Consider the following 15,267-nt stretch of genomic DNA (forward strand, 5'->3'; position numbering starts at 1 on the left):
CTCACGCGAGGCTGCCCTCGTAGGAGACGCCGGTGCCGGCGGTGACATGCCCGATGCGGTGCACGGTTTCGCCCGCGGCCTCCAGCAGGCCGGAGACTGTGTCGGCCGCGGCAGCCTCGACCACCACGATGAGGCCGATGCCGCAGTTGAAGGTCTTGAGCATCTCGGCCTCGTCCAGCCCCGCGCTCGCGGAGAGCCAGCGGAACACGGGCGGCAGGTCCCAGGCATTCAGGTCGATCGCCGCGCCGAGGCCCTCGGGCAGCACGCGGGGCAGGTTCTCGGTGAGCCCGCCGCCGGTGATATGCGCCAGCCCGTGCACGCCGCCGGCACGCACCGCGGCGAGCGCCGGTTTCACGTAGAGCTTCGTGGGCGCCAGCAGGGCTGCGCCCAGCGTGCCCTCGCCGAAGGGCGACGGGGCGTCCCAGCCCAGCCCGGCGGCCTCGGCCACGCGGCGCACCAGCGAATAGCCGTTGGAATGCACTCCGGAGGAGGCGAGGCCGAGCAGCACGTCGCCCTCCGCCACTTCGCGGGGCAGGGCGGTGCCGCGCTCCATCGCGCCCACCGCAAAGCCGGCGAGGTCGAAATCGCCCGGCGCGTACATGCCCGGCATCTCGGCCGTCTCCCCGCCGACCAGCGCGCAGCCGGCCTCGCGGCAGCCGGCGGCGATGCCCTCGACCACCCGCGCCGCCTCATCCACAGAAAGCTTGCCGGTGGCGAAATAATCGAGGAAGAACAGCGGCTCCGCGCCCTGGCAGACGAGGTCGTTCACGCACATGGCGACGAGGTCGATGCCCACCGTGTCCAGCAGCCCGGTGTCGATGGCGAGGCGCAGCTTGGTGCCCACGCCATCGGTCGCGGCCACCAGAACCGGGTCGGTGAACCCGGCCGCGCGCGGATCGAACAGGGCGCCGAAGCCGCCCAGCCCGTCCATCACCCCGGGCCGCGCGGTCGAGGCGGCGGCGGGCTTGATCCGGTCGACCAGGGCATTCCCGGCGTCGATGTCGACACCGGCGTCCCGGTAGGTGAGGGCATTCTTCTGCTCTGGCATCGCGGCAATCCCCTTGCAATCCGGCGCTCGCTTTATCGCATGGCCGGGGCAAAGGGAACACCCGCGGCGTGCACCACGTGTCCCGGCATTGACCCGCCCCGGCTTCGATGCCAAACAGACCGTCTCGTGGGCCCGTAGCTCAACGGTCAGAGCAGGCCGCTCATAACGGCTTGGCTGGGGGTTCGAATCCCTCCGGGCCTACCAACAAAGTCAATGACTTAGAAGTATTTCAACAGTTCGCTTTCAGGTTCGTTGGACCTGATCCGTTCAGGTTCGAACCGCACGGATCCGTGTGAAGTCCAGCAGCTCAGCCTCCTCCCGCAGATGGTCCGGCGCGAATCGGGCGTAGACCCGCTCCGTGACCGCCGTTGATGAGTGCCCGAGGAACTGGCTGATGCGGTTCAGCGGCATGCCTCCGGCGGCCAGATGCACGGCCGCCGTGTGGCGAAGCACATGGGGCGTGACATCCTTCAACCCGGCGTCCGCAACGGCAGCCCGAAACCCCGTCTTGATGTCCCGCACCGGTCCGCCGTTCCACTCGATCACGTGATCGGTGAGGGCCGCGCGTCGAGCTTCTGACAGGGCCGCCTTCAGGCCGGCGTTGATCGGCACCACGGCACGGCCCTTCCTGGGGCCGGTGGCATCCGCGCGCAAATCGAGGATGCCGCGTTCGAGGTCGACGCGATCCCATGTCAGCTCCAGTGCGGCCGTCACCCGACATGCAGTGGAGAGCATCACGAGGATTGCCAGTCTGGTGTGCGGCGCCATCTTGGCCGCGAGCAAGAGCGAGATTTCGGCATCGCTCAACCACCGATCTTTCGGCGCCGGCTTGCTCGGCCGCGCGATGTGCGGGGAGTTGTCGAGGAGCTTGCGCTTCACGGCCCAGTTGCACGCGCTGCGCACGCGCCCCAGCTCGGTCCAGATGGAGCCATCAGAGATCCCTTTGGCGCGCCGGGTGGTCGCGTACTTCCGACAGGTCTCTACGGTGATCTGATCCGGGCGGAGATGGCCGAAGTGCGGCAGCACGGCCTTCCCTTCGTGGCCCATCGCCTGAGCCGCCCTGCGCTCGCCGAGGTCTTCGCGATAGGCGGCCCAGATGTCCGCAAGCGTGAGCCCTCCTGTGGGCGCCTGGGCCATCCTCCAGAGGTCTAGCGCCTCGCGTTCCGCAGCTTTCCGATCATCCGCGTCGAGGCGGAAGCGGCTCCGGCGGCCGTTCGTCCACCACGACACGACCCATCGGCCGTTGAGCCTTCCGAGTTTCCATTCTGGCATGCTTCGTACTCCATGACTGCATCTGCGGGGATGCGGAACAGCTTTCCGACTCGGAACGCCGGCAGATCCCCGGCGCGGATCATGGCCCGGATCGTGGTGGATGAGCACTCCCAGCGCTCGGCCAGGGCATCCGGAGTGAAGGGGCGGGATGGCTGCATGAGCGCTTCTCCTGTTCGTTGGGCCTCTGACATCAGTCGGACTCCTTCTCCGGCCGGCACGCCGGGCAGGGCACGCAGCCGTTGTCCCAGCGCGGATGCCACGCGCCGCCGCAGCCGGCGCATCGTGGACAGGGTGGCTGAGCGGGGCGGTCCGCTTACTCGGGCAGCCGAGTCTGCATCCCGTGTTCGGCGGAGGTCCGGTTGAACTTGCGGGCGATGGCCGTGCTCAGGTCGATACCCAGCTCGGAGGCGAGGAGGTCGAGCGCAATCAGCGCATCAGCCATCTCGTCGGCGATATCCTCAACCGTCGCGGTGCTGCCCTTGATCCCGCGAATGGCTCGGAGATGCTTCTTGACGGCTTCGGAGACTTCGCCGAACTCCCCGGCGACCTCCACTGCCCGAAAGGCGACATCCGCCTGCTCACTGCCAGGCCACTCCATCTGCCTGGTGTCGTTCGCCTGGCGCAGCGCGCCGAAGGTGAGGGTTCTCACGGGTTGCTCCTGTGTGGGTGGGGTGTGCCGACCGGCTCGGGCCGGCGGTGGTGATGGGCGTAGGTGAAGAAGTCGGGTCGGCTCTCGGGCGGCAGCTCGTACCAGGCCGATAACAGGTCTTCGCGAGGCGAGGGCTGCTCGATCTCGAAATCCTTCAGCCCGAGCCGCCGTGCCAGCGCTTCGCCGGCGGGCTCGCTCGCCACGCGCCACCAGCGTCCCGTCTTGCAGCACGAGAGGATCATGGCTGCGCCATGCTGTCGGAGAGCTTGCCGCCCGAGGCGAGGTGTGCCTCGATGAGTTCAGACGCTCGCCTCTCGGAAAAAGGCGCGTCAGCGTCATTGTCCCAAAAGCCTTCGGGGTCCGCGTTGAAGTCCGCCCATGTTGGTGAGCAGTGAGCGCAGAGATTGTAGCCGCACTCGCTGTCGCGGGTGTACGGATCGCCTTCGAAGATCTCCGCGTCGCATTGTGCGCAGTTGTCAAAGGGTTCGGGCCGCTCCCGATCTCGCTCGGCCTGGATCAGTCGGCCCATCGCTCGCACCGCGTCTGCGCGGCTGTCATAGGACCCGCGCGGCGTGCACTCGTAGAGTGTGACAGAGCCGTCCTCGTGGCTGACGATCTTGTAGCTGCTGCTCATGCCGCGGCCTCCGCCATCGCCAGCTCTGGCACGTTTGCGCGGGCCAGCGCGGCGGCGAGCGGCGGGCACACGCTGTTGCCGCACATGCGGCCTTGGGCGGTGCCGGTGAGCTTGATGGTGCTTCCGTCCGGGAGCACGCCGGTGTCGATCTCGTAGCTGTCCGGGAAGCCCTGCGCGCGGAAGCGCTCGCGCGGCGTGAGCATGCGCATACCGATGTCGGCGATGGCATAGGGGTTGACGTCGATCTCGACCGTCACCAACCCGAAGCGGTCCTTCGTGGTGTCGGTGTGCATCGGGCCCGCGAGCTCGGCGCCGCCGCCGGTGCCGTAGTACTTGGTGAGGAAGGCAGAGATGAGGCCCGCGTGCTGGCCGCCGGCGGTGAGGGTGCGCAGCGGTTCATCCACCGGGTGCGCTGTTCCCGTGCCGCGTAGCGAGGCGAGGCTCGCGGCGACCAGTTGCTGGTGCGAGCCGGCGGTGGTGAGGGTGGAGAGCGGCGCATCGGCGCGCCGCCCGACCACGCCGCCGTTGTGCTGGGCGAGGAACGCCATGGCGATCCCGATGGGGGCCGCGCCACCGGGGCGCTTGATGAAGCTGTTGGCGGTGATCGTTGGCGCGGGGTCCGACAGTGGCGCGCCGGTGGAGCCGGTGTTGAACTTCGTCAGGAACGCCGCCACCAGCGCATGCTTGCAGGCCCCGGCCACCTGCGTGCCAAGCGGCGCCTCGATGTCGAGGGCGCGCGGGGCCTGCCCCTTGCGCTCGCCGTAGCCGGTCTGCACCAGCGTCGGCGCCACCACGCAGTTCTGGTCCTTCGGGCTGGCCGTGATGGTGTGCAGCGGCTCCCCTGCCGAGCGGTTCGCGCCGCCGTGCTGGGCGTAGCTCACGAAGGGGGCCAGTGACGGGACGACGACAGCATGGCTGCCCGCACCGGCAGTCTGCACGCCTACAGGCTCATCGACGCTGTATTCGCGTCTGCCTCCCGAGTAGCCGTGTGCGACCGAGATCAGGAAGGGGCGCTCAGCCTCCAGCACGTAGCGCATCACGCCCCGGGCGATCCGGCGCATGGTGGCCTCGGCCAAAGGCCGCACGGCCCGCAGCCCGTGCTTCGCCATGATCTCCTCGCTGGTGTCGAAGATGGACGGGCAGGGCAGCGACCAGTCGATGATCTCCGCCGCGGTGCGCCATGGTTTCAGCTTGCCGGCCTTCACCTCGGCGCTGTCGGGCGCGCCGTGCGTCGGCTCGGGCCAGACGATGGGCTTGCCGTCGCGGCGGGCGATGACGAAAAGGCGCTTGCGGATGGTCGGGGCGCCGTAGTCGCAGGCGCGCAGCTCCCGGTGCTCGACCTTGTAGCCGAGCCGCTGCAACTCGCGCACCCAGCGGGCGAAGGTCTCGCCCCGGCGCTGCGGGCAGGGCTTGCCGTCAACCGTGAGCGGGCCCCAGGTGCGGAACTCCTCGACGTTCTCCAGGATGATCACCCTGGGCCGCACGCGCTTCGCCCACAGGACCACCGTCCACGCGAGATCGCGGATGTTGCGCTTGAGCGGGCGGCCGCCCTTGGCCTTCGAGAAGTGCTTGCAGTCTGGACTGGACCACGAGAGCCCGACCGGCCGGCGGCCGATCAGCTCCAGCGGATCGACCTGCCAGATGTTCTTGGACACGTGCACCGTGTCCGGGTGGTTCGCGGCATGCAGGGCCAGCGCCTCGGCGTCGTGGTCGATGGCATAGTCTGGAGAGCGACCGAGCGCCATCTCGATGCCGGTGGAGGCACCGCCGCCGCCGGCGAAGCTGTCGGTGATCAACTCGCGGTCATCGACGGGCTCGGCGGGGAGCGGGGCAAAGGGGAGGAGGGCGTTCATGACAACCACCACAGCAGCACGATGCCAATGAGCAGCCAGCCGAAGCCGCCCAGCGTGGCGGCGAGCAGGAAGGGCCGCAGGCCGTGCAGGCAGACGCCGTTGGCGTCGGCCCAGATGCCGGTCGCTAGCGCGCCCGCCGCCACGCCGCAGATCGCGACGAAGGTCAGGGGCAGGGCGAGGGTGATGTCCATCATGCCTGCGCCTGCAGGTCGGCGCGGTGCCGGGCGATCTCGGCACGCATGCGGGTGAGGGTGTCGTGCTCGGTGGCCGCGGCATCGTCGGCGCCGTTATGGGCGTGCACGCTCGCCTCGAAAATGAGCTGCGACACCTGGGCGGAATGCTCTCCGAACTGCATCTTGGTGCTCCTGATTGGATAAGGTGCCCGCCGGCGTGATGGGAGGGGTCTGCCGGCGGGCTGGCTGCCGTGGCCCGAGAGGGACAGGGGCCGGGCAGGTCTCGGGATGCCTATCGATGGTTGCCGTAAAAGAGCGGCAGCTCGGTCTCTGCCTCGGCGAAGGCGCCGGCGCCCTCGAGGGCGTCACGGCGCGCGAGATCGGCGCGGTGCATGTCGTAGAACCACGTCACCTTGCCGTCGCGCACCCGGTAGCGCAGGTGGGCCGCGATGGCGTAGCGCGGGCCGTTCTCGAAGACAGGCAGCGAAAGCAGGAACAGACTCGGGATTTCGAGTGGCGCCCCGCTGCTGTCGAGGTGATCCTCTTCCCATGCCATGCCAGCGCGTCCGCTCTGCAGGCTCACCTTGCCCTTCACCCGGGCATGCGCGCGGATCTCGATCCCCTCGGCGAACTGCATCATCTGCGCCCGCGTGGCGAGCCGGCCGCCAATGGCCTGCCGGTATTGCCACAGCCGCAACACGTCCTCGGGCACATCGTCCTCCTTCGCAGCCTCGAGGCCGGGCAGCGGATCGATGATGTCGATGGCGTTGTCGGTGAGGTGCTGGGCGAAAGCCTCCTGCGACATGGCCGCCTTGTTCAGTTCCGACCACGCGTGCCATTCCGGCGCCAGCGGGAAGGGATAGGACACGGTGTGATCGCAGAAGGCCGGGGTGCCGCCGTTCGGGGCATGATAGTCGATCACCGCCAGCAGCTCGGGCGCATCGCCGCTCGACAGAAACAGCGCGGAGTGCTTCTCGCGGTGGTGCTTCACCATAGCGACGAAGGCAGTCAGGGTTTCCGCGCGGGCCTTGCGGCGGATGCGTCGGGGATGCAGGGCCAGCGCCTCAAGGTCATCGGAGACGTTCTTCGCCTGCACGGTGCCGTGTGCGCCGGGGGTGAGCAGATAGCGGGCGGGTGCATCATGTCGAACGCTGTCGCCCTGCACCTCGATCACGCGGGGTTCGTAGGCGCCACGCATCTCGGTGAGCAGTGCGGCCATGCCGGGCTCGTGGGTGTCCATGTCGGTGATCTCCTCAGACGGTGCGGGGCGCGGTCTCGCCGGCGCCTCCGTTGGTGGTTGCGAAGTTCAGCCGGCCTTGCCGCGGATCGTGGGCGGTGGGGTTGCCCTCCCGCGACAGGAAGAGCGTGGCCTCGGTGGCCGGCGGTGCGGGTGTCTTGATGGAGATGGCGGCCTTCGCCTTGAGCATCCCGCGCTCGAGGGTGAGGTCGATCTTGACGGTGATGGAGCCCTTGGCGCTGACCTGGTTCTCGGCGGCGTGCGCTCGCAGGGTGTCGAGCATCTCTCGCAGGCGCTCGGAGGCCGTGATTTCCGCGTCACCGTGATTGATGAGCTGCAGGAAGTCCGAGAACGTGGTGGCGCCGGTGTCGGCGGGTTCGGTCATTGGGGTGTCTCCTGGGGCGAGGTTGGTGGAAAGCGTGCCTGGGACGCGCGGCGGTTATCCGAGGTGCACCAGCAAAAAGAGGATGCCGGCGAGGAGCAGGCCGACCGCGGAGAGGGCGGCCTGAACGTCGACCCGGTACGTCTCTTGTTCTATCTGGCCGCCGTCCGTGAACCGGACCACGTGATGGAGCAGCATCTCGAATGTGTGGCCGCTCACGGCGAGCTGGTTCTGGTCGGTCATGATCCCGCTCCCAAAGCCGCCAAGCCACAGGCGAGGCCTGCAATCAGGACGATCACAAGTGAGAGGATCGTCCCCACGCGCAGGCTGACTTTCGTGGCGCGCTCGTTCTCCTCGATCTGCGCCCGCAAACGCTCGACAGCCTCGGCGCACTCTGCCCCGGGCACCGCCTCCTCGGCCACGAAGAGCGTCACGACAACTTTGTCGATGGCGCCGATCCCAGCATGCTGCTTCACCACGAGATCGCTCTGCGCCTTGAGTGGCTGCCTGGTCTCGCGGTCCACCACCATCAGCGCACGCTTGCCCCGAACCTCCTGCATGTCGAGGGTGACGGGGCGGCGCGATGGGGTGGGCGTCGGCGGGATGTCCGGGTGCAGCGCGAAAGTGGCGCGCACCGAGTAGGCGCTCCACGTGGTGTCGGTGATTTCGACGCGCTCCACGCCGGCCAGCGGCTGGCCCGTCTCCGCATCCACAAGGGTGGGGGCAACCCGGAAGGGCCCGCGGGCAACCATGCGCAGGGCAATGGCGCGGGCGGGGCGGGGGCGCGGGGGCAGGGTGGTGTGGTTGTCGTGGATCATCACGCCGCCCTCTGACTGGCGGCAATGCACCAGCGGCGCAGGGCGTGCTCGACGGTCTCGGCATGCACCTCGATACCGAGCATGCCGAGGCGGCAGAGACCTCCCGGCCATTCGAGGCTGGCCTCGCCATCGGCCAGGAGGGCGTCCAGCAGGTCGCGCCGGTCGGCGGGGGTCTTCCGGCGGCGGAAGTCCTCGACCAGCACAAGGCGCTGGTCGGCGGGGCGGGTGAGGCAATTGCGGGAAATGCCGATCATGCCGCGCGCTCCCGAACGAGGGGGACGTAGCGGGCCGTGCCATCGGGCGCGGTGACCATGCGGAGGGCCGGCAGGCGGCCCTCGTGCTTCAGGGTGAGCAGCGCGAGGCTGGCGAGTGAGGGGGTGTGCGGGCCGGTGCCGGTGAGGATGGCGCGGGCCTCGCTGCGGATGCGGTCAGGGTGGGTCTGCATTGCCGTCTCCCGTGTGGTGATTGGGGATAAATATGGCAAAACGGCATATGGTCGTCAAACACAAAATGTCAAAATGACATATTTTCTAGTGGGAGGGCCAAGCTACAGCTACACTGCTCCGGCGCCCGGATGGCCCGGGCGCACGAAAAAGCCCCGCGCGAGGCGGGGCTGAGGAGGATGGATGAAAGATGTCCTGCAGCTCGCGGCTGATCTTACAGAGAGCGCAGTGTTCTGGGCATTTCTAGAGTGGTCGCTAACTTTCGTTCATGCGGGGCAGCTCGCTTTTATGGTAATTTTGTTTCGCCGCATGTCTGCTTCTGAAAGAGCCAGGCGAAGAACTGCGGCTCTTTCTCGTGCCGCGCTCGAGGCCGGGCGGTCGTCGACCGAAATGTGACGGCAAAATACAAAGGAATAGGTTTTAGTTTGGGAAGGGGGGATCCATGACGCGTTCAGGTCTACGCCGGAGATCTGCTGTTTAAACCCCTCTGGCTCTGGGTGTGTGAGCATGTGCCCCCCTCCGGGGGCGCGAGTCTTGACAAGAGGTGAGATCAGTTCGGCCCATCGATGCGAGGTGCGGATGTAGTCTAACCGTATGCCTGATGGCTGATTGTTGGTGATGGAAAGTTCAGCGCTGTATGCCCGATAGGGCCCGATGTGACGTAATTCGGTGCTTGTCATTCCACCTTGACCATCGTCCTCCATCTTCGTCGTGTTCTTTATCGTTATTTCGATGGTTGGTCGGGTTTGTCGCTCTTGGTGGCGCCACCTTCTGTACTGAACATAGCCCATGCCAATGGTCAGGGACCAATTTCCGATCCAGTTGAGATCGGCCAGCCAGCTCACAAGGCCTTTTCCACCAAATCAGCCGGAAGCGACAGGCGCACGCGTGCTGCCCATTTCAACGCGATGTTGAACTGGTTCTCGGCCAACATGTTTACCGAGATCAGGTGGAACAGCCCGGGCTCTGTGCCCTGCTTCACCACCTTCACCCAGGCATTGCCGTCCATGCCCTCACAGACGCAGATGTGGTTGATCGCCTCGGTGGGCACGCCCTCGTGCGTCTCGCGCCGGTAGAACAGCACGTCGCCGGGCTGGTAGGTCGGCGCCATGCTGTCGCCCTCAACCTCGACGGCGACGATACCGTGGGGTGAGAGTTCGCGCGGGCAGGTGACCTGATAGAGCCCTTCGCCCTTTGCGTAGGCGTCCACGAGTGGCACTTGGGCTCCCGCGCCGACGCGGCCGGCGACGGCGATTGAGGAGCGGTCATCTTCGATTAGATCCGCTACGCGACATCCGAGGGCCGTTGCGATGTCGATAAGAAATTCCAGCGTCAGCCGCCGGCGACCATTCTCGAGGCGAGAAACTGTCCCCTGTTCAACGCCCATGCGGGCGGCGAGCTCAGCCTGGCTGAACCCCACCTTCTTCCGGATCTGGGCAATGCGGTTTTTCATATGCGCTTCAGACATATGTACGCAGGGAAGCGCAATGGTCATTCTGGCATATACCATATTGACATAATTATGCCGAATTGGCATTGTCCCATGCCATGACAAAGCTCGCTGACTATCTCTCCGAACACGGCATCCGCCAGAAGGACTTCGCTGATCGCGTTGGCGTCACGCAGGGCACCATCTCGCGGGCGTGCCGGAACACCGCTGGCATCAGTATGAAGCTGGCGGCGCGTATCTCGGCTGCCACAGGCAAGGCCGTCCCCGTCGAAACCTGGACCGAGCAGTACGTGCCGGTGGAGGCTCCTGCCTCCTGCTCCTCGGCAATTGCGGGGGCGGAGTAATGCCCGCCCCCGCGTCTCCTGCTGAAACCCGCTTTTCCCCACCCATCCCTCTCAACGCGGCACCCCTGTTCGCAACCGCACAATGCCTTTGCGGCAGTGCGGCGAACAGGGAATAGGCACCGGAGGTTTTCCCATGCGCCCGCTTCGTCCCAATTCCTTCCACGCGATGCTCGCCGAGGCGCTCGATGCCTGCGGCCGCAAGCATGTCGAGGCCGAGCTCGGTCGCTCGCTCTCGATGATCAGCCGCTGGACCGACCCGGATGAAGAGAACGGGCGTCGCATGCCGGCCCCCGATCTCGATCTCCTGTGCCGCCGGTTCCCGGCCGCGGCCACTGTCGTCGCGCACCATTTCGCGGGGATCGCCGGCGGCTTCTTCCTGCCGGTGGAGGAGGGGGACGGCGACGTGGCCGCGGCGGCGAGCGACTTCACCATGCGGTTCGCGGACACCGCGTCCGGCGTGACGGCGGCCCTCGGCCTGGGCTCGAAGTTGCCGGGAGACCTGACGCCGGAGGAGGCGGAGGACGTGCATGCGCGCATCGTGCAGACGCAGCTCTCGCTCAACCGCCTGTCCGCCATCGTGCAGACCCGGCGTGCGCCGCAGGCCCGCCTGCGCGCGGTGGAGGCAGGTGGCAAATGAGCAGCGCAGCTTGTCACCCCGCCTTGACGCCGAGGGTCCGCCAGGCGCTTTGCGAGCGGCTTCTGACAGCCCGCGGCCAGACGCAACAGGAGATCTACGCCTGCGTCGCCGCCGAGACGGGCCTCGCGCGGGAAATCATCTGGTGTGCCGTGAAGGGTCTGGATCTGCGCGGCATGCCGCGGCGCGGCCGGCGGAGCGGCTACCTGGATGGCACCAGCGCGGCGCGTGTCATCGCGGCCCGGCGGCGTGTGGCGAAGGGCGAGGCGATCTCGGCGGTACGGCGTTCGCTCGGCTGCAGCATGGCTGACGCGCGGGCGATGATTCACGGAGAGGGCCGGTTCTCCGGCCTGCGCCCGACGCTGGTCGAACTGGTGGCCGATGAGCTGGCGCAGGGCATGGCGCAGAACATCGGGCAGCGCAGGAGGGTGGCGCATGGCTAGGCAGTCCCCGAACACCTACAGCGACGCGCAACTGCTGCGCATGCTCGACCTGCAAGACGCAGGCTGGACCGGCAAGGCGATAGCGCAGCAGATGACGCGCGAGGGGCTGCCCATGTCCCGCGCCGGCGCCCTGGCCCTTCTCAATCGCATCAAGCGCGAAACCGACGCGGCCGAAATCGCTCCGCTCGGGCGCGCGGCGGCCGCACAATGAGCATCGCCGCGACCACCTATGACAAGCACGAGGCGCAGATCCTGATGATCGCGGACGGCGCGAGCCACCAGGAGGCCGCCCGCGCGACCGGTGGCGCCACCAGCATTTCGGGATGGCTCTCCAAGCGCGCCATCACGACCGCCGCTCTTCGTGCGGTCGGCCCCGACCCGGACCGCCTGCGCGCCCTGTGTGACCGCGACGTCATCAAGCGGCCTTCGGAGCCCGGAACGGTCCACAAGGCCAAGCCAAAGCTCAAACCCGACCCGAAGCAGTTCCTCGACAGACGCTCACAGAAGGCGCTCGAAGAACTGCGGCGCGGCGCGCTGCCGCTCACCGTCGCGCGGATGGTCGGTCTCGACCTCGCCCGCGTGACCGAGCTGCGCGCCGCATGGCAGAGAGGCGAATACCGCAATGTCTGATCTTCCCCTGTACCCCGTCCCGAGCGGGTCACGAATTCGCGGCGACTGGGTGCCGCTGCACTTCCGGCGGCTGCTCAATTCCCGGTTCGTTGCGCAGGTTGATCCCGCTGCGGGCTTTTTCGCGGTGATCCTCTGGGCCGTCGCCTGCGACCAGGACCCGGCCGGCACTCTGCCCGAGGATGACGTGCAGCTCGCGCGGCTGGCCGGTTTCGGGCGCGATCTGGACGGCTGGCGAAGGGTGCGCCAAGGCGCGCTCTACGGCTGGACTCCCTGCGCTTGCGAGATCGACGGAGAAATGGTGCGGCGCCTGCAGCACCGGACCGTGACGGAGATGGTGGGCGACGCCATAGCCAAACTCGCGCGGCGGCAGAAGGTGAACGAGGAAGGGGCCGAGCGCGCCATGCTCTCGCGCCTGCGCGACCGCATGCAGAAGGCCGGGGCCACTGCCCGGATGACCGAGCGCGAGGACCTGGTGATCGAGACGCGGCGGATCCTCGGCCTGCAGCAATGCAGGTGGACCATCGAGAATGTGCGCGCGGCCATGAGCGAGGCCGAGATGAAGTTCGAAAACGACAGAAGGGTGGCCGATCTCAATATCAGGCGCATGCCGTCAGGGGGCTGATTTTGAAACAGTTTCGCGAGTGCATTCCAACTGCTTCGCGAAACTGTTTCGCACCCACAACACACACACAGACACACACACATCACATCCCCTTACCCCGAAACACTTCGCCCTGTGGATAACTCCGGATCATGCAGAGAGAGGCTGAGCAGATGACCACCGACAGCGAGACGACAGAGCCGGTCACGGGCAAGGCCGCCGTGCGCGAACTGGTGATCGACCGGCTGATCGGAGCGGGCTTCCAGCGGCCCACCGGCACCACGGTGGAGGCGCACCGGGCGGAGCTGGAGCGCATCGTGGCCAAGCTCGCCTATCTCGACCGGGCCGACCTCGCCACGCTGGCCGAGGGGCTGATGACGATGGGCGAGGGCAAGGCGGGGGATCGCTGGCCGCGCGAGGTGCGGGTGGTGAAGTTCGCGCACACGATCAGCGCGCCGCCGCCGGGCTTCGACCGCAAGGTGACCAGCTTCATGGCCTGTGCCGTGGGCCGGCGCGCGCAGGCGGAAGGCTGGGCCGGTCCGCTGCTCTCGGCGCTGGTGAAGCCGGGTCCGCCGCCCACGTCCGAGTACGCCCTGGCGCAGCTGCGCGAGCAGGCGGCGGAGGAGCGGCGGCGGCTGGTGATCATCGAGGAACGGCTGGCGGCAGGGCAGGCGCTCTCCGAGGACGATGCCCGGTTCCGGGGCTTCTGGGACCGGCGCGAGAAGATGGCCGCGCAGCTGGTGCGCGGCGAGGCAGCGGAGGGTCGGGTGTGAGTGGAAGGTTTGCTCAGGTGTCCAGAAGGCTGCCCTCGGCTCTGGAGTTCGAGCAGAGCGGAACTGTGGTGCGTGCCCGCTGCCATTACTGCCGGAAGAACGACACGATGCAATCCAGCGGTGGCAGGCATCGGGCGCCGCCAGAGGAGGCGCACAAGTTCTTCATTCATCGGGGTTGGACGGGCCTCACCGGCAAGAAGCCAGCGTGTCCGGCGTGCGTGTCGAAGTTCAGGGCGATCAAGGCGCGGGAGCGCGAGGAGAAGGCGGCGATGAAAGAGGCGGGCAAGACGGCGGGGCCGGTGGTGGACAGGGTGGTGCAGATGCGAGGAGAGGCAGGGCTCCCGACGCCGGGCGTGGCGGAGATGAGCCGCTCGGATCGTCGGAAGGTGTTCAGGGCCATCGATGACGCCTATTCCGAGGACGGCGGTGGCTACGTGGGCGGCGAGACCGACCACACTGTTGCCCTGTCTGCGGGCGTTCCGGTCTGCTGGGTGGAGAGCATCCGGGAGGAGGAGTTCGGGCCGGCGGTGAACGAGGACGCGCGGAGGCTGGAGGCAGACCTGGCCACGATCACGGCGAAGGCTCGGAAGGCGGAGGAGGATGCACTCGCGGCGGCCACGCTGGCCGAAGAGGCATCGAAGGATGCAGCCGAGTGGGGCAAGCGGTTCTCGCGGCTGCAGGCTGCGATGGGACCGAAGGCGGCGCGGCTGTGATGGGGGTCGGGCGCAAGCGCAAAGTGGTGACAACGCTGCCACAGGTGGATCTCGGTGGAACGGACTGGGACGCCGGCGCCAGCGTGACACGGCCGGTGCCAGTGGCGCGGGGCGCGGTGTGCCGGGTGAAGGTCACGCGGAACGAGACGACGGGCGCGCCCCGGATCGTGCCCCGGGACACCGAGCAGCGCGAGGTCGGCGCCCGGGCGCGGCTGCGGATGATCACCGAGCCGGTGCCGGAGGATGCGAACGGTCGGCGCCGCCGGCGGGTGCTGCACCCGATCGAGGACATGTACGTGCGCGGCATCCTCGACAAGCAGCAGCGCGCCGCCGGCCTTGCCCTGGCCGATGCCTGGGAGGGCTGCCAGACCACGCCTTCGGCCGATCTCTCGCAGCCACGGGTGGACAGCACGCCGCGGCCTGATGCGCGCACGATCATCCTGCTGGACGCCCAGCACCGCTACGCCCGGCTCGCCCGGCAGATCCCGCGCGACGCCTGCGCCGTGGTGCAGCACGTGTGCTGTGACGGGCGGTACCTTCGGGACGGCTTTGCGCGGAACCAGTGGGAATGCGGGAACGCCGTGGAGGCCCTCAAGATGGCGCTGTCGGTCATGGATCTCTGACACTCGTCCATAACCCTCTTGACAGGTGTCCGCTAAACAGGGCACAGAAATGCACAGTAGAGAAGCCCCGCCCGGAGATCCCGGTGCGGGGCTTTGCATTTGGAGGTGAGCATGGCGCGACTCCGCATGTTTCGCGTCCGCAGCGGCATCGCCAAACCACCACCACCAGAACGCACGCCGGCACCGGCCGCGCCATCGGCGCGCTGGGACCGGCTCTATGACCTGAGGATCTGGCGGCGCAAGCCGGACGGGCTGCGCTGGTCGTGCCTGGTCGCCGCGCAATTCACCTGCGCGATGTGCGGGCGGGTCGATGCCTCCCACCGCATGGTGGCGGACCACATCACGCCGCATCGCGGCAACATGGATCTCTTCACCGATGCGGAGAACCTCCAGTGCCTCTGCGCCGAGTGCCACTCGGGCGAGAAGGCGCGACGGGAGGTCGAAGAGCGGGAGCGGTCTGGCGGCCTGAACTGGTGGTGACCGGCCCGGCCGAAGCCCCCCCCCGGGGTCAGACCTGGCGGCGGAGGAGGGGGTGGCAACCGCCGTC

The 15,267-nt window shown here is 67.8% G+C and carries 27 protein-coding genes and 1 tRNA gene; 11 read left to right on the forward strand and 17 right to left on the reverse strand.

The features are described 5' to 3' along the window. Position 1 precedes the first annotated feature (1 nt). A complete protein-coding gene (gene purM, locus FDP22_RS12420; RefSeq protein WP_138578854.1) occupies positions 2 to 1,048 on the reverse strand; it encodes a phosphoribosylformylglycinamidine cyclo-ligase in 1,047 nt (348 codons plus the stop codon). Positions 1,049 to 1,176: 128 nt separating this feature from the next. On the opposite strand from purM, the gene FDP22_RS12425 reads away from it, so the two are divergent. Beyond that, positions 1,177 to 1,252, forward strand: a tRNA-Ile gene (locus tag FDP22_RS12425). 63 nt (positions 1,253 to 1,315) lie between these two features. Here the strand turns inward: FDP22_RS12425 and FDP22_RS12430 are convergent. The 16 genes from FDP22_RS12430 to FDP22_RS12500 all read right to left on the reverse strand — a co-directional run bounded on the left by FDP22_RS12430 (position 1,316) and on the right by FDP22_RS12500 (position 10,004). Beyond that, positions 1,316 to 2,278, reverse strand: coding sequence for a tyrosine-type recombinase/integrase (locus tag FDP22_RS12430; RefSeq protein WP_430225875.1), 963 nt, complete (start codon positions 2,276 to 2,278; stop codon positions 1,316 to 1,318). After that, positions 2,197 to 2,601 (reverse strand): excisionase family DNA-binding protein, encoded by a 405-nt coding sequence (locus FDP22_RS25360; RefSeq protein WP_138579628.1) that lies wholly within the window; start codon positions 2,599 to 2,601, stop codon positions 2,197 to 2,199. The genes FDP22_RS12430 and FDP22_RS25360 overlap by 82 nt, the downstream gene beginning before the upstream one ends. Before the next feature lie 32 nt (positions 2,602 to 2,633). Continuing rightward, positions 2,634 to 2,969 carry a MazG-like family protein gene (locus FDP22_RS12440; protein ID WP_138579626.1) on the reverse strand — a complete coding sequence of 112 codons (336 nt, stop codon included), beginning with the start codon at positions 2,967 to 2,969 and terminating at the stop codon, positions 2,634 to 2,636. Further along, positions 2,966 to 3,211: a hypothetical protein gene (locus tag FDP22_RS12445; protein ID WP_138579624.1), complete on the reverse strand. Its 246-nt coding sequence runs from the start codon at positions 3,209 to 3,211 to the stop codon at positions 2,966 to 2,968. The genes FDP22_RS12440 and FDP22_RS12445 overlap by 4 nt, the downstream gene beginning before the upstream one ends. Continuing rightward, the gene (locus FDP22_RS12450; protein WP_138579622.1) at positions 3,208 to 3,603 is read right to left on the reverse strand and encodes a hypothetical protein; all 396 of its coding nucleotides are present in this window, start codon (positions 3,601 to 3,603) and stop codon (positions 3,208 to 3,210) included. The genes FDP22_RS12445 and FDP22_RS12450 overlap by 4 nt, the downstream gene beginning before the upstream one ends. After that, positions 3,600 to 5,456, reverse strand: a complete 1,857-nt coding sequence (locus FDP22_RS12455) for a DNA cytosine methyltransferase (protein ID WP_138579620.1) — start codon at positions 5,454 to 5,456, stop codon at positions 3,600 to 3,602. The genes FDP22_RS12450 and FDP22_RS12455 overlap by 4 nt, the downstream gene beginning before the upstream one ends. Further along, positions 5,453 to 5,650 (reverse strand): hypothetical protein, encoded by a 198-nt coding sequence (locus FDP22_RS12460; RefSeq protein ID WP_138579618.1) that lies wholly within the window; start codon positions 5,648 to 5,650, stop codon positions 5,453 to 5,455. Before FDP22_RS12460 ends, FDP22_RS12455 begins: the two co-directional genes overlap by 4 nt. Continuing rightward, positions 5,647 to 5,811 (reverse strand): hypothetical protein, encoded by a 165-nt coding sequence (locus tag FDP22_RS24495; protein ID WP_170317682.1) that lies wholly within the window; start codon positions 5,809 to 5,811, stop codon positions 5,647 to 5,649. Before FDP22_RS24495 ends, FDP22_RS12460 begins: the two co-directional genes overlap by 4 nt. 110 nt (positions 5,812 to 5,921) lie before the next feature. After that, positions 5,922 to 6,869, reverse strand: coding sequence for a DUF2303 family protein (locus tag FDP22_RS12465; RefSeq protein ID WP_138579616.1), 948 nt, complete (start codon positions 6,867 to 6,869; stop codon positions 5,922 to 5,924). 13 nt (positions 6,870 to 6,882) lie between these two features. After that, positions 6,883 to 7,251, reverse strand: coding sequence for a hypothetical protein (locus FDP22_RS12470; protein WP_138579614.1), 369 nt, complete (start codon positions 7,249 to 7,251; stop codon positions 6,883 to 6,885). A gap of 54 nt (positions 7,252 to 7,305) precedes the next feature. Beyond that, a complete protein-coding gene (locus FDP22_RS12475; RefSeq protein ID WP_138579612.1) occupies positions 7,306 to 7,491 on the reverse strand; it encodes a hypothetical protein in 186 nt (61 codons plus the stop codon). Further along, a complete protein-coding gene (locus FDP22_RS12480) occupies positions 7,488 to 8,066 on the reverse strand; it encodes a hypothetical protein (RefSeq protein ID WP_138579610.1) in 579 nt (192 codons plus the stop codon). The genes FDP22_RS12475 and FDP22_RS12480 overlap by 4 nt, the downstream gene beginning before the upstream one ends. Beyond that, entirely contained in the window at positions 8,066 to 8,320 is a 255-nt protein-coding gene (locus tag FDP22_RS12485; protein ID WP_138579608.1) for a hypothetical protein, read from the reverse strand. Before FDP22_RS12485 ends, FDP22_RS12480 begins: the two co-directional genes overlap by 1 nt. After that, the gene (locus tag FDP22_RS12490; protein ID WP_138579606.1) at positions 8,317 to 8,511 is read right to left on the reverse strand and encodes a hypothetical protein; all 195 of its coding nucleotides are present in this window, start codon (positions 8,509 to 8,511) and stop codon (positions 8,317 to 8,319) included. Before FDP22_RS12490 ends, FDP22_RS12485 begins: the two co-directional genes overlap by 4 nt. A 264-nt stretch (positions 8,512 to 8,775) precedes the next feature. Continuing rightward, positions 8,776 to 9,354, reverse strand: a complete 579-nt coding sequence (locus FDP22_RS12495) for a hypothetical protein (RefSeq protein WP_138579604.1) — start codon at positions 9,352 to 9,354, stop codon at positions 8,776 to 8,778. Beyond that, complete coding sequence (locus FDP22_RS12500; protein ID WP_239031765.1) at positions 9,351 to 10,004, reverse strand: XRE family transcriptional regulator; 654 nt, start codon at positions 10,002 to 10,004, stop codon at positions 9,351 to 9,353. Before FDP22_RS12500 ends, FDP22_RS12495 begins: the two co-directional genes overlap by 4 nt. A 53-nt stretch (positions 10,005 to 10,057) precedes the next feature. On the opposite strand from FDP22_RS12500, the gene FDP22_RS12505 reads away from it, so the two are divergent. The 10 genes from FDP22_RS12505 to FDP22_RS12550 all read left to right on the forward strand — a co-directional run bounded on the left by FDP22_RS12505 (position 10,058) and on the right by FDP22_RS12550 (position 15,200). Continuing rightward, positions 10,058 to 10,303, forward strand: coding sequence for a helix-turn-helix transcriptional regulator (locus FDP22_RS12505; RefSeq protein WP_138579600.1), 246 nt, complete (start codon positions 10,058 to 10,060; stop codon positions 10,301 to 10,303). Between the two features lie 133 nt (positions 10,304 to 10,436). After that, positions 10,437 to 10,940, forward strand: a complete 504-nt coding sequence (locus FDP22_RS12510) for a hypothetical protein (protein ID WP_138579598.1) — start codon at positions 10,437 to 10,439, stop codon at positions 10,938 to 10,940. After that, positions 10,937 to 11,380, forward strand: coding sequence for a hypothetical protein (locus tag FDP22_RS12515; protein ID WP_138579596.1), 444 nt, complete (start codon positions 10,937 to 10,939; stop codon positions 11,378 to 11,380). The genes FDP22_RS12510 and FDP22_RS12515 overlap by 4 nt, the downstream gene beginning before the upstream one ends. Continuing rightward, complete coding sequence (locus FDP22_RS12520; protein WP_138579594.1) at positions 11,373 to 11,591, forward strand: hypothetical protein; 219 nt, start codon at positions 11,373 to 11,375, stop codon at positions 11,589 to 11,591. The genes FDP22_RS12515 and FDP22_RS12520 overlap by 8 nt, the downstream gene beginning before the upstream one ends. Further along, positions 11,588 to 12,010 (forward strand): hypothetical protein, encoded by a 423-nt coding sequence (locus tag FDP22_RS12525; protein ID WP_138579592.1) that lies wholly within the window; start codon positions 11,588 to 11,590, stop codon positions 12,008 to 12,010. The genes FDP22_RS12520 and FDP22_RS12525 overlap by 4 nt, the downstream gene beginning before the upstream one ends. Beyond that, positions 12,003 to 12,632, forward strand: coding sequence for a DUF1376 domain-containing protein (locus FDP22_RS12530; RefSeq protein ID WP_138579590.1), 630 nt, complete (start codon positions 12,003 to 12,005; stop codon positions 12,630 to 12,632). The genes FDP22_RS12525 and FDP22_RS12530 overlap by 8 nt, the downstream gene beginning before the upstream one ends. Before the next feature lie 131 nt (positions 12,633 to 12,763). Then, positions 12,764 to 13,384, forward strand: coding sequence for a hypothetical protein (locus FDP22_RS12535; RefSeq protein ID WP_143972259.1), 621 nt, complete (start codon positions 12,764 to 12,766; stop codon positions 13,382 to 13,384). Positions 13,385 to 13,401: 17 nt separating this feature from the next. Beyond that, positions 13,402 to 14,097: a hypothetical protein gene (locus FDP22_RS12540; RefSeq protein WP_138579652.1), complete on the forward strand. Its 696-nt coding sequence runs from the start codon at positions 13,402 to 13,404 to the stop codon at positions 14,095 to 14,097. A 26-nt stretch (positions 14,098 to 14,123) separates the two neighbouring features. Beyond that, on the forward strand, positions 14,124 to 14,720 hold the full coding sequence (locus tag FDP22_RS12545) for a hypothetical protein (RefSeq protein ID WP_138579650.1): 597 nt from the start codon (positions 14,124 to 14,126) through the stop codon (positions 14,718 to 14,720). Between the two features lie 111 nt (positions 14,721 to 14,831). After that, positions 14,832 to 15,200, forward strand: coding sequence for an HNH endonuclease (locus FDP22_RS12550; RefSeq protein WP_138579648.1), 369 nt, complete (start codon positions 14,832 to 14,834; stop codon positions 15,198 to 15,200). Positions 15,201 to 15,267 lie beyond the last annotated feature (67 nt).

It is taken from the genome of Paroceanicella profunda, from assembly GCF_005887635.2.
Classification (GTDB): domain Bacteria; phylum Pseudomonadota; class Alphaproteobacteria; order Rhodobacterales; family Rhodobacteraceae; genus Paroceanicella; species Paroceanicella profunda.

What these genes read in the sequence shown, in the direction of transcription:
- FDP22_RS12510 (WP_138579598.1), top strand. Translation starts at nt 10,437, where the DNA reads ATGCGCCCGCTTCGTCCCAATTCCTTCCACGCGATGCTCGCCGAGGCG.
- FDP22_RS12535 (WP_143972259.1), top strand. Translation starts at nt 12,764, where the DNA reads ATGCAGAGAGAGGCTGAGCAGATGACCACCGACAGCGAGACGACAGAG.
- FDP22_RS12530 (WP_138579590.1), top strand. Translation starts at nt 12,003, where the DNA reads ATGTCTGATCTTCCCCTGTACCCCGTCCCGAGCGGGTCACGAATTCGC.
- FDP22_RS12490 (WP_138579606.1), bottom strand. Translation starts at nt 8,511, where the DNA reads ATGCAGACCCACCCTGACCGCATCCGCAGCGAGGCCCGCGCCATCCTC.
- FDP22_RS12525 (WP_138579592.1), top strand. Translation starts at nt 11,588, where the DNA reads ATGAGCATCGCCGCGACCACCTATGACAAGCACGAGGCGCAGATCCTG.
- FDP22_RS25360 (WP_138579628.1), bottom strand. Translation starts at nt 2,601, where the DNA reads ATGCGCCGGCTGCGGCGGCGCGTGGCATCCGCGCTGGGACAACGGCTG.
- FDP22_RS12500 (WP_239031765.1), bottom strand. Translation starts at nt 10,004, where the DNA reads ATGACCATTGCGCTTCCCTGCGTACATATGTCTGAAGCGCATATGAAA.
- FDP22_RS24495 (WP_170317682.1), bottom strand. Translation starts at nt 5,811, where the DNA reads ATGCAGTTCGGAGAGCATTCCGCCCAGGTGTCGCAGCTCATTTTCGAG.
- FDP22_RS12450 (WP_138579622.1), bottom strand. Translation starts at nt 3,603, where the DNA reads ATGAGCAGCAGCTACAAGATCGTCAGCCACGAGGACGGCTCTGTCACA.
- FDP22_RS12505 (WP_138579600.1), top strand. Translation starts at nt 10,058, where the DNA reads ATGACAAAGCTCGCTGACTATCTCTCCGAACACGGCATCCGCCAGAAG.
- FDP22_RS12485 (WP_138579608.1), bottom strand. Translation starts at nt 8,320, where the DNA reads ATGATCGGCATTTCCCGCAATTGCCTCACCCGCCCCGCCGACCAGCGC.
- FDP22_RS12455 (WP_138579620.1), bottom strand. Translation starts at nt 5,456, where the DNA reads ATGAACGCCCTCCTCCCCTTTGCCCCGCTCCCCGCCGAGCCCGTCGAT.
- FDP22_RS12480 (WP_138579610.1), bottom strand. Translation starts at nt 8,066, where the DNA reads ATGATCCACGACAACCACACCACCCTGCCCCCGCGCCCCCGCCCCGCC.
- FDP22_RS12550 (WP_138579648.1), top strand. Translation starts at nt 14,832, where the DNA reads ATGGCGCGACTCCGCATGTTTCGCGTCCGCAGCGGCATCGCCAAACCA.
- FDP22_RS12475 (WP_138579612.1), bottom strand. Translation starts at nt 7,491, where the DNA reads ATGACCGACCAGAACCAGCTCGCCGTGAGCGGCCACACATTCGAGATG.
- FDP22_RS12515 (WP_138579596.1), top strand. Translation starts at nt 10,937, where the DNA reads ATGAGCAGCGCAGCTTGTCACCCCGCCTTGACGCCGAGGGTCCGCCAG.
- FDP22_RS12460 (WP_138579618.1), bottom strand. Translation starts at nt 5,650, where the DNA reads ATGATGGACATCACCCTCGCCCTGCCCCTGACCTTCGTCGCGATCTGC.
- FDP22_RS12470 (WP_138579614.1), bottom strand. Translation starts at nt 7,251, where the DNA reads ATGACCGAACCCGCCGACACCGGCGCCACCACGTTCTCGGACTTCCTG.
- FDP22_RS12520 (WP_138579594.1), top strand. Translation starts at nt 11,373, where the DNA reads ATGGCTAGGCAGTCCCCGAACACCTACAGCGACGCGCAACTGCTGCGC.
- FDP22_RS12445 (WP_138579624.1), bottom strand. Translation starts at nt 3,211, where the DNA reads ATGATCCTCTCGTGCTGCAAGACGGGACGCTGGTGGCGCGTGGCGAGC.
- purM (WP_138578854.1), bottom strand. Translation starts at nt 1,048, where the DNA reads ATGCCAGAGCAGAAGAATGCCCTCACCTACCGGGACGCCGGTGTCGAC.
- FDP22_RS12465 (WP_138579616.1), bottom strand. Translation starts at nt 6,869, where the DNA reads ATGGACACCCACGAGCCCGGCATGGCCGCACTGCTCACCGAGATGCGT.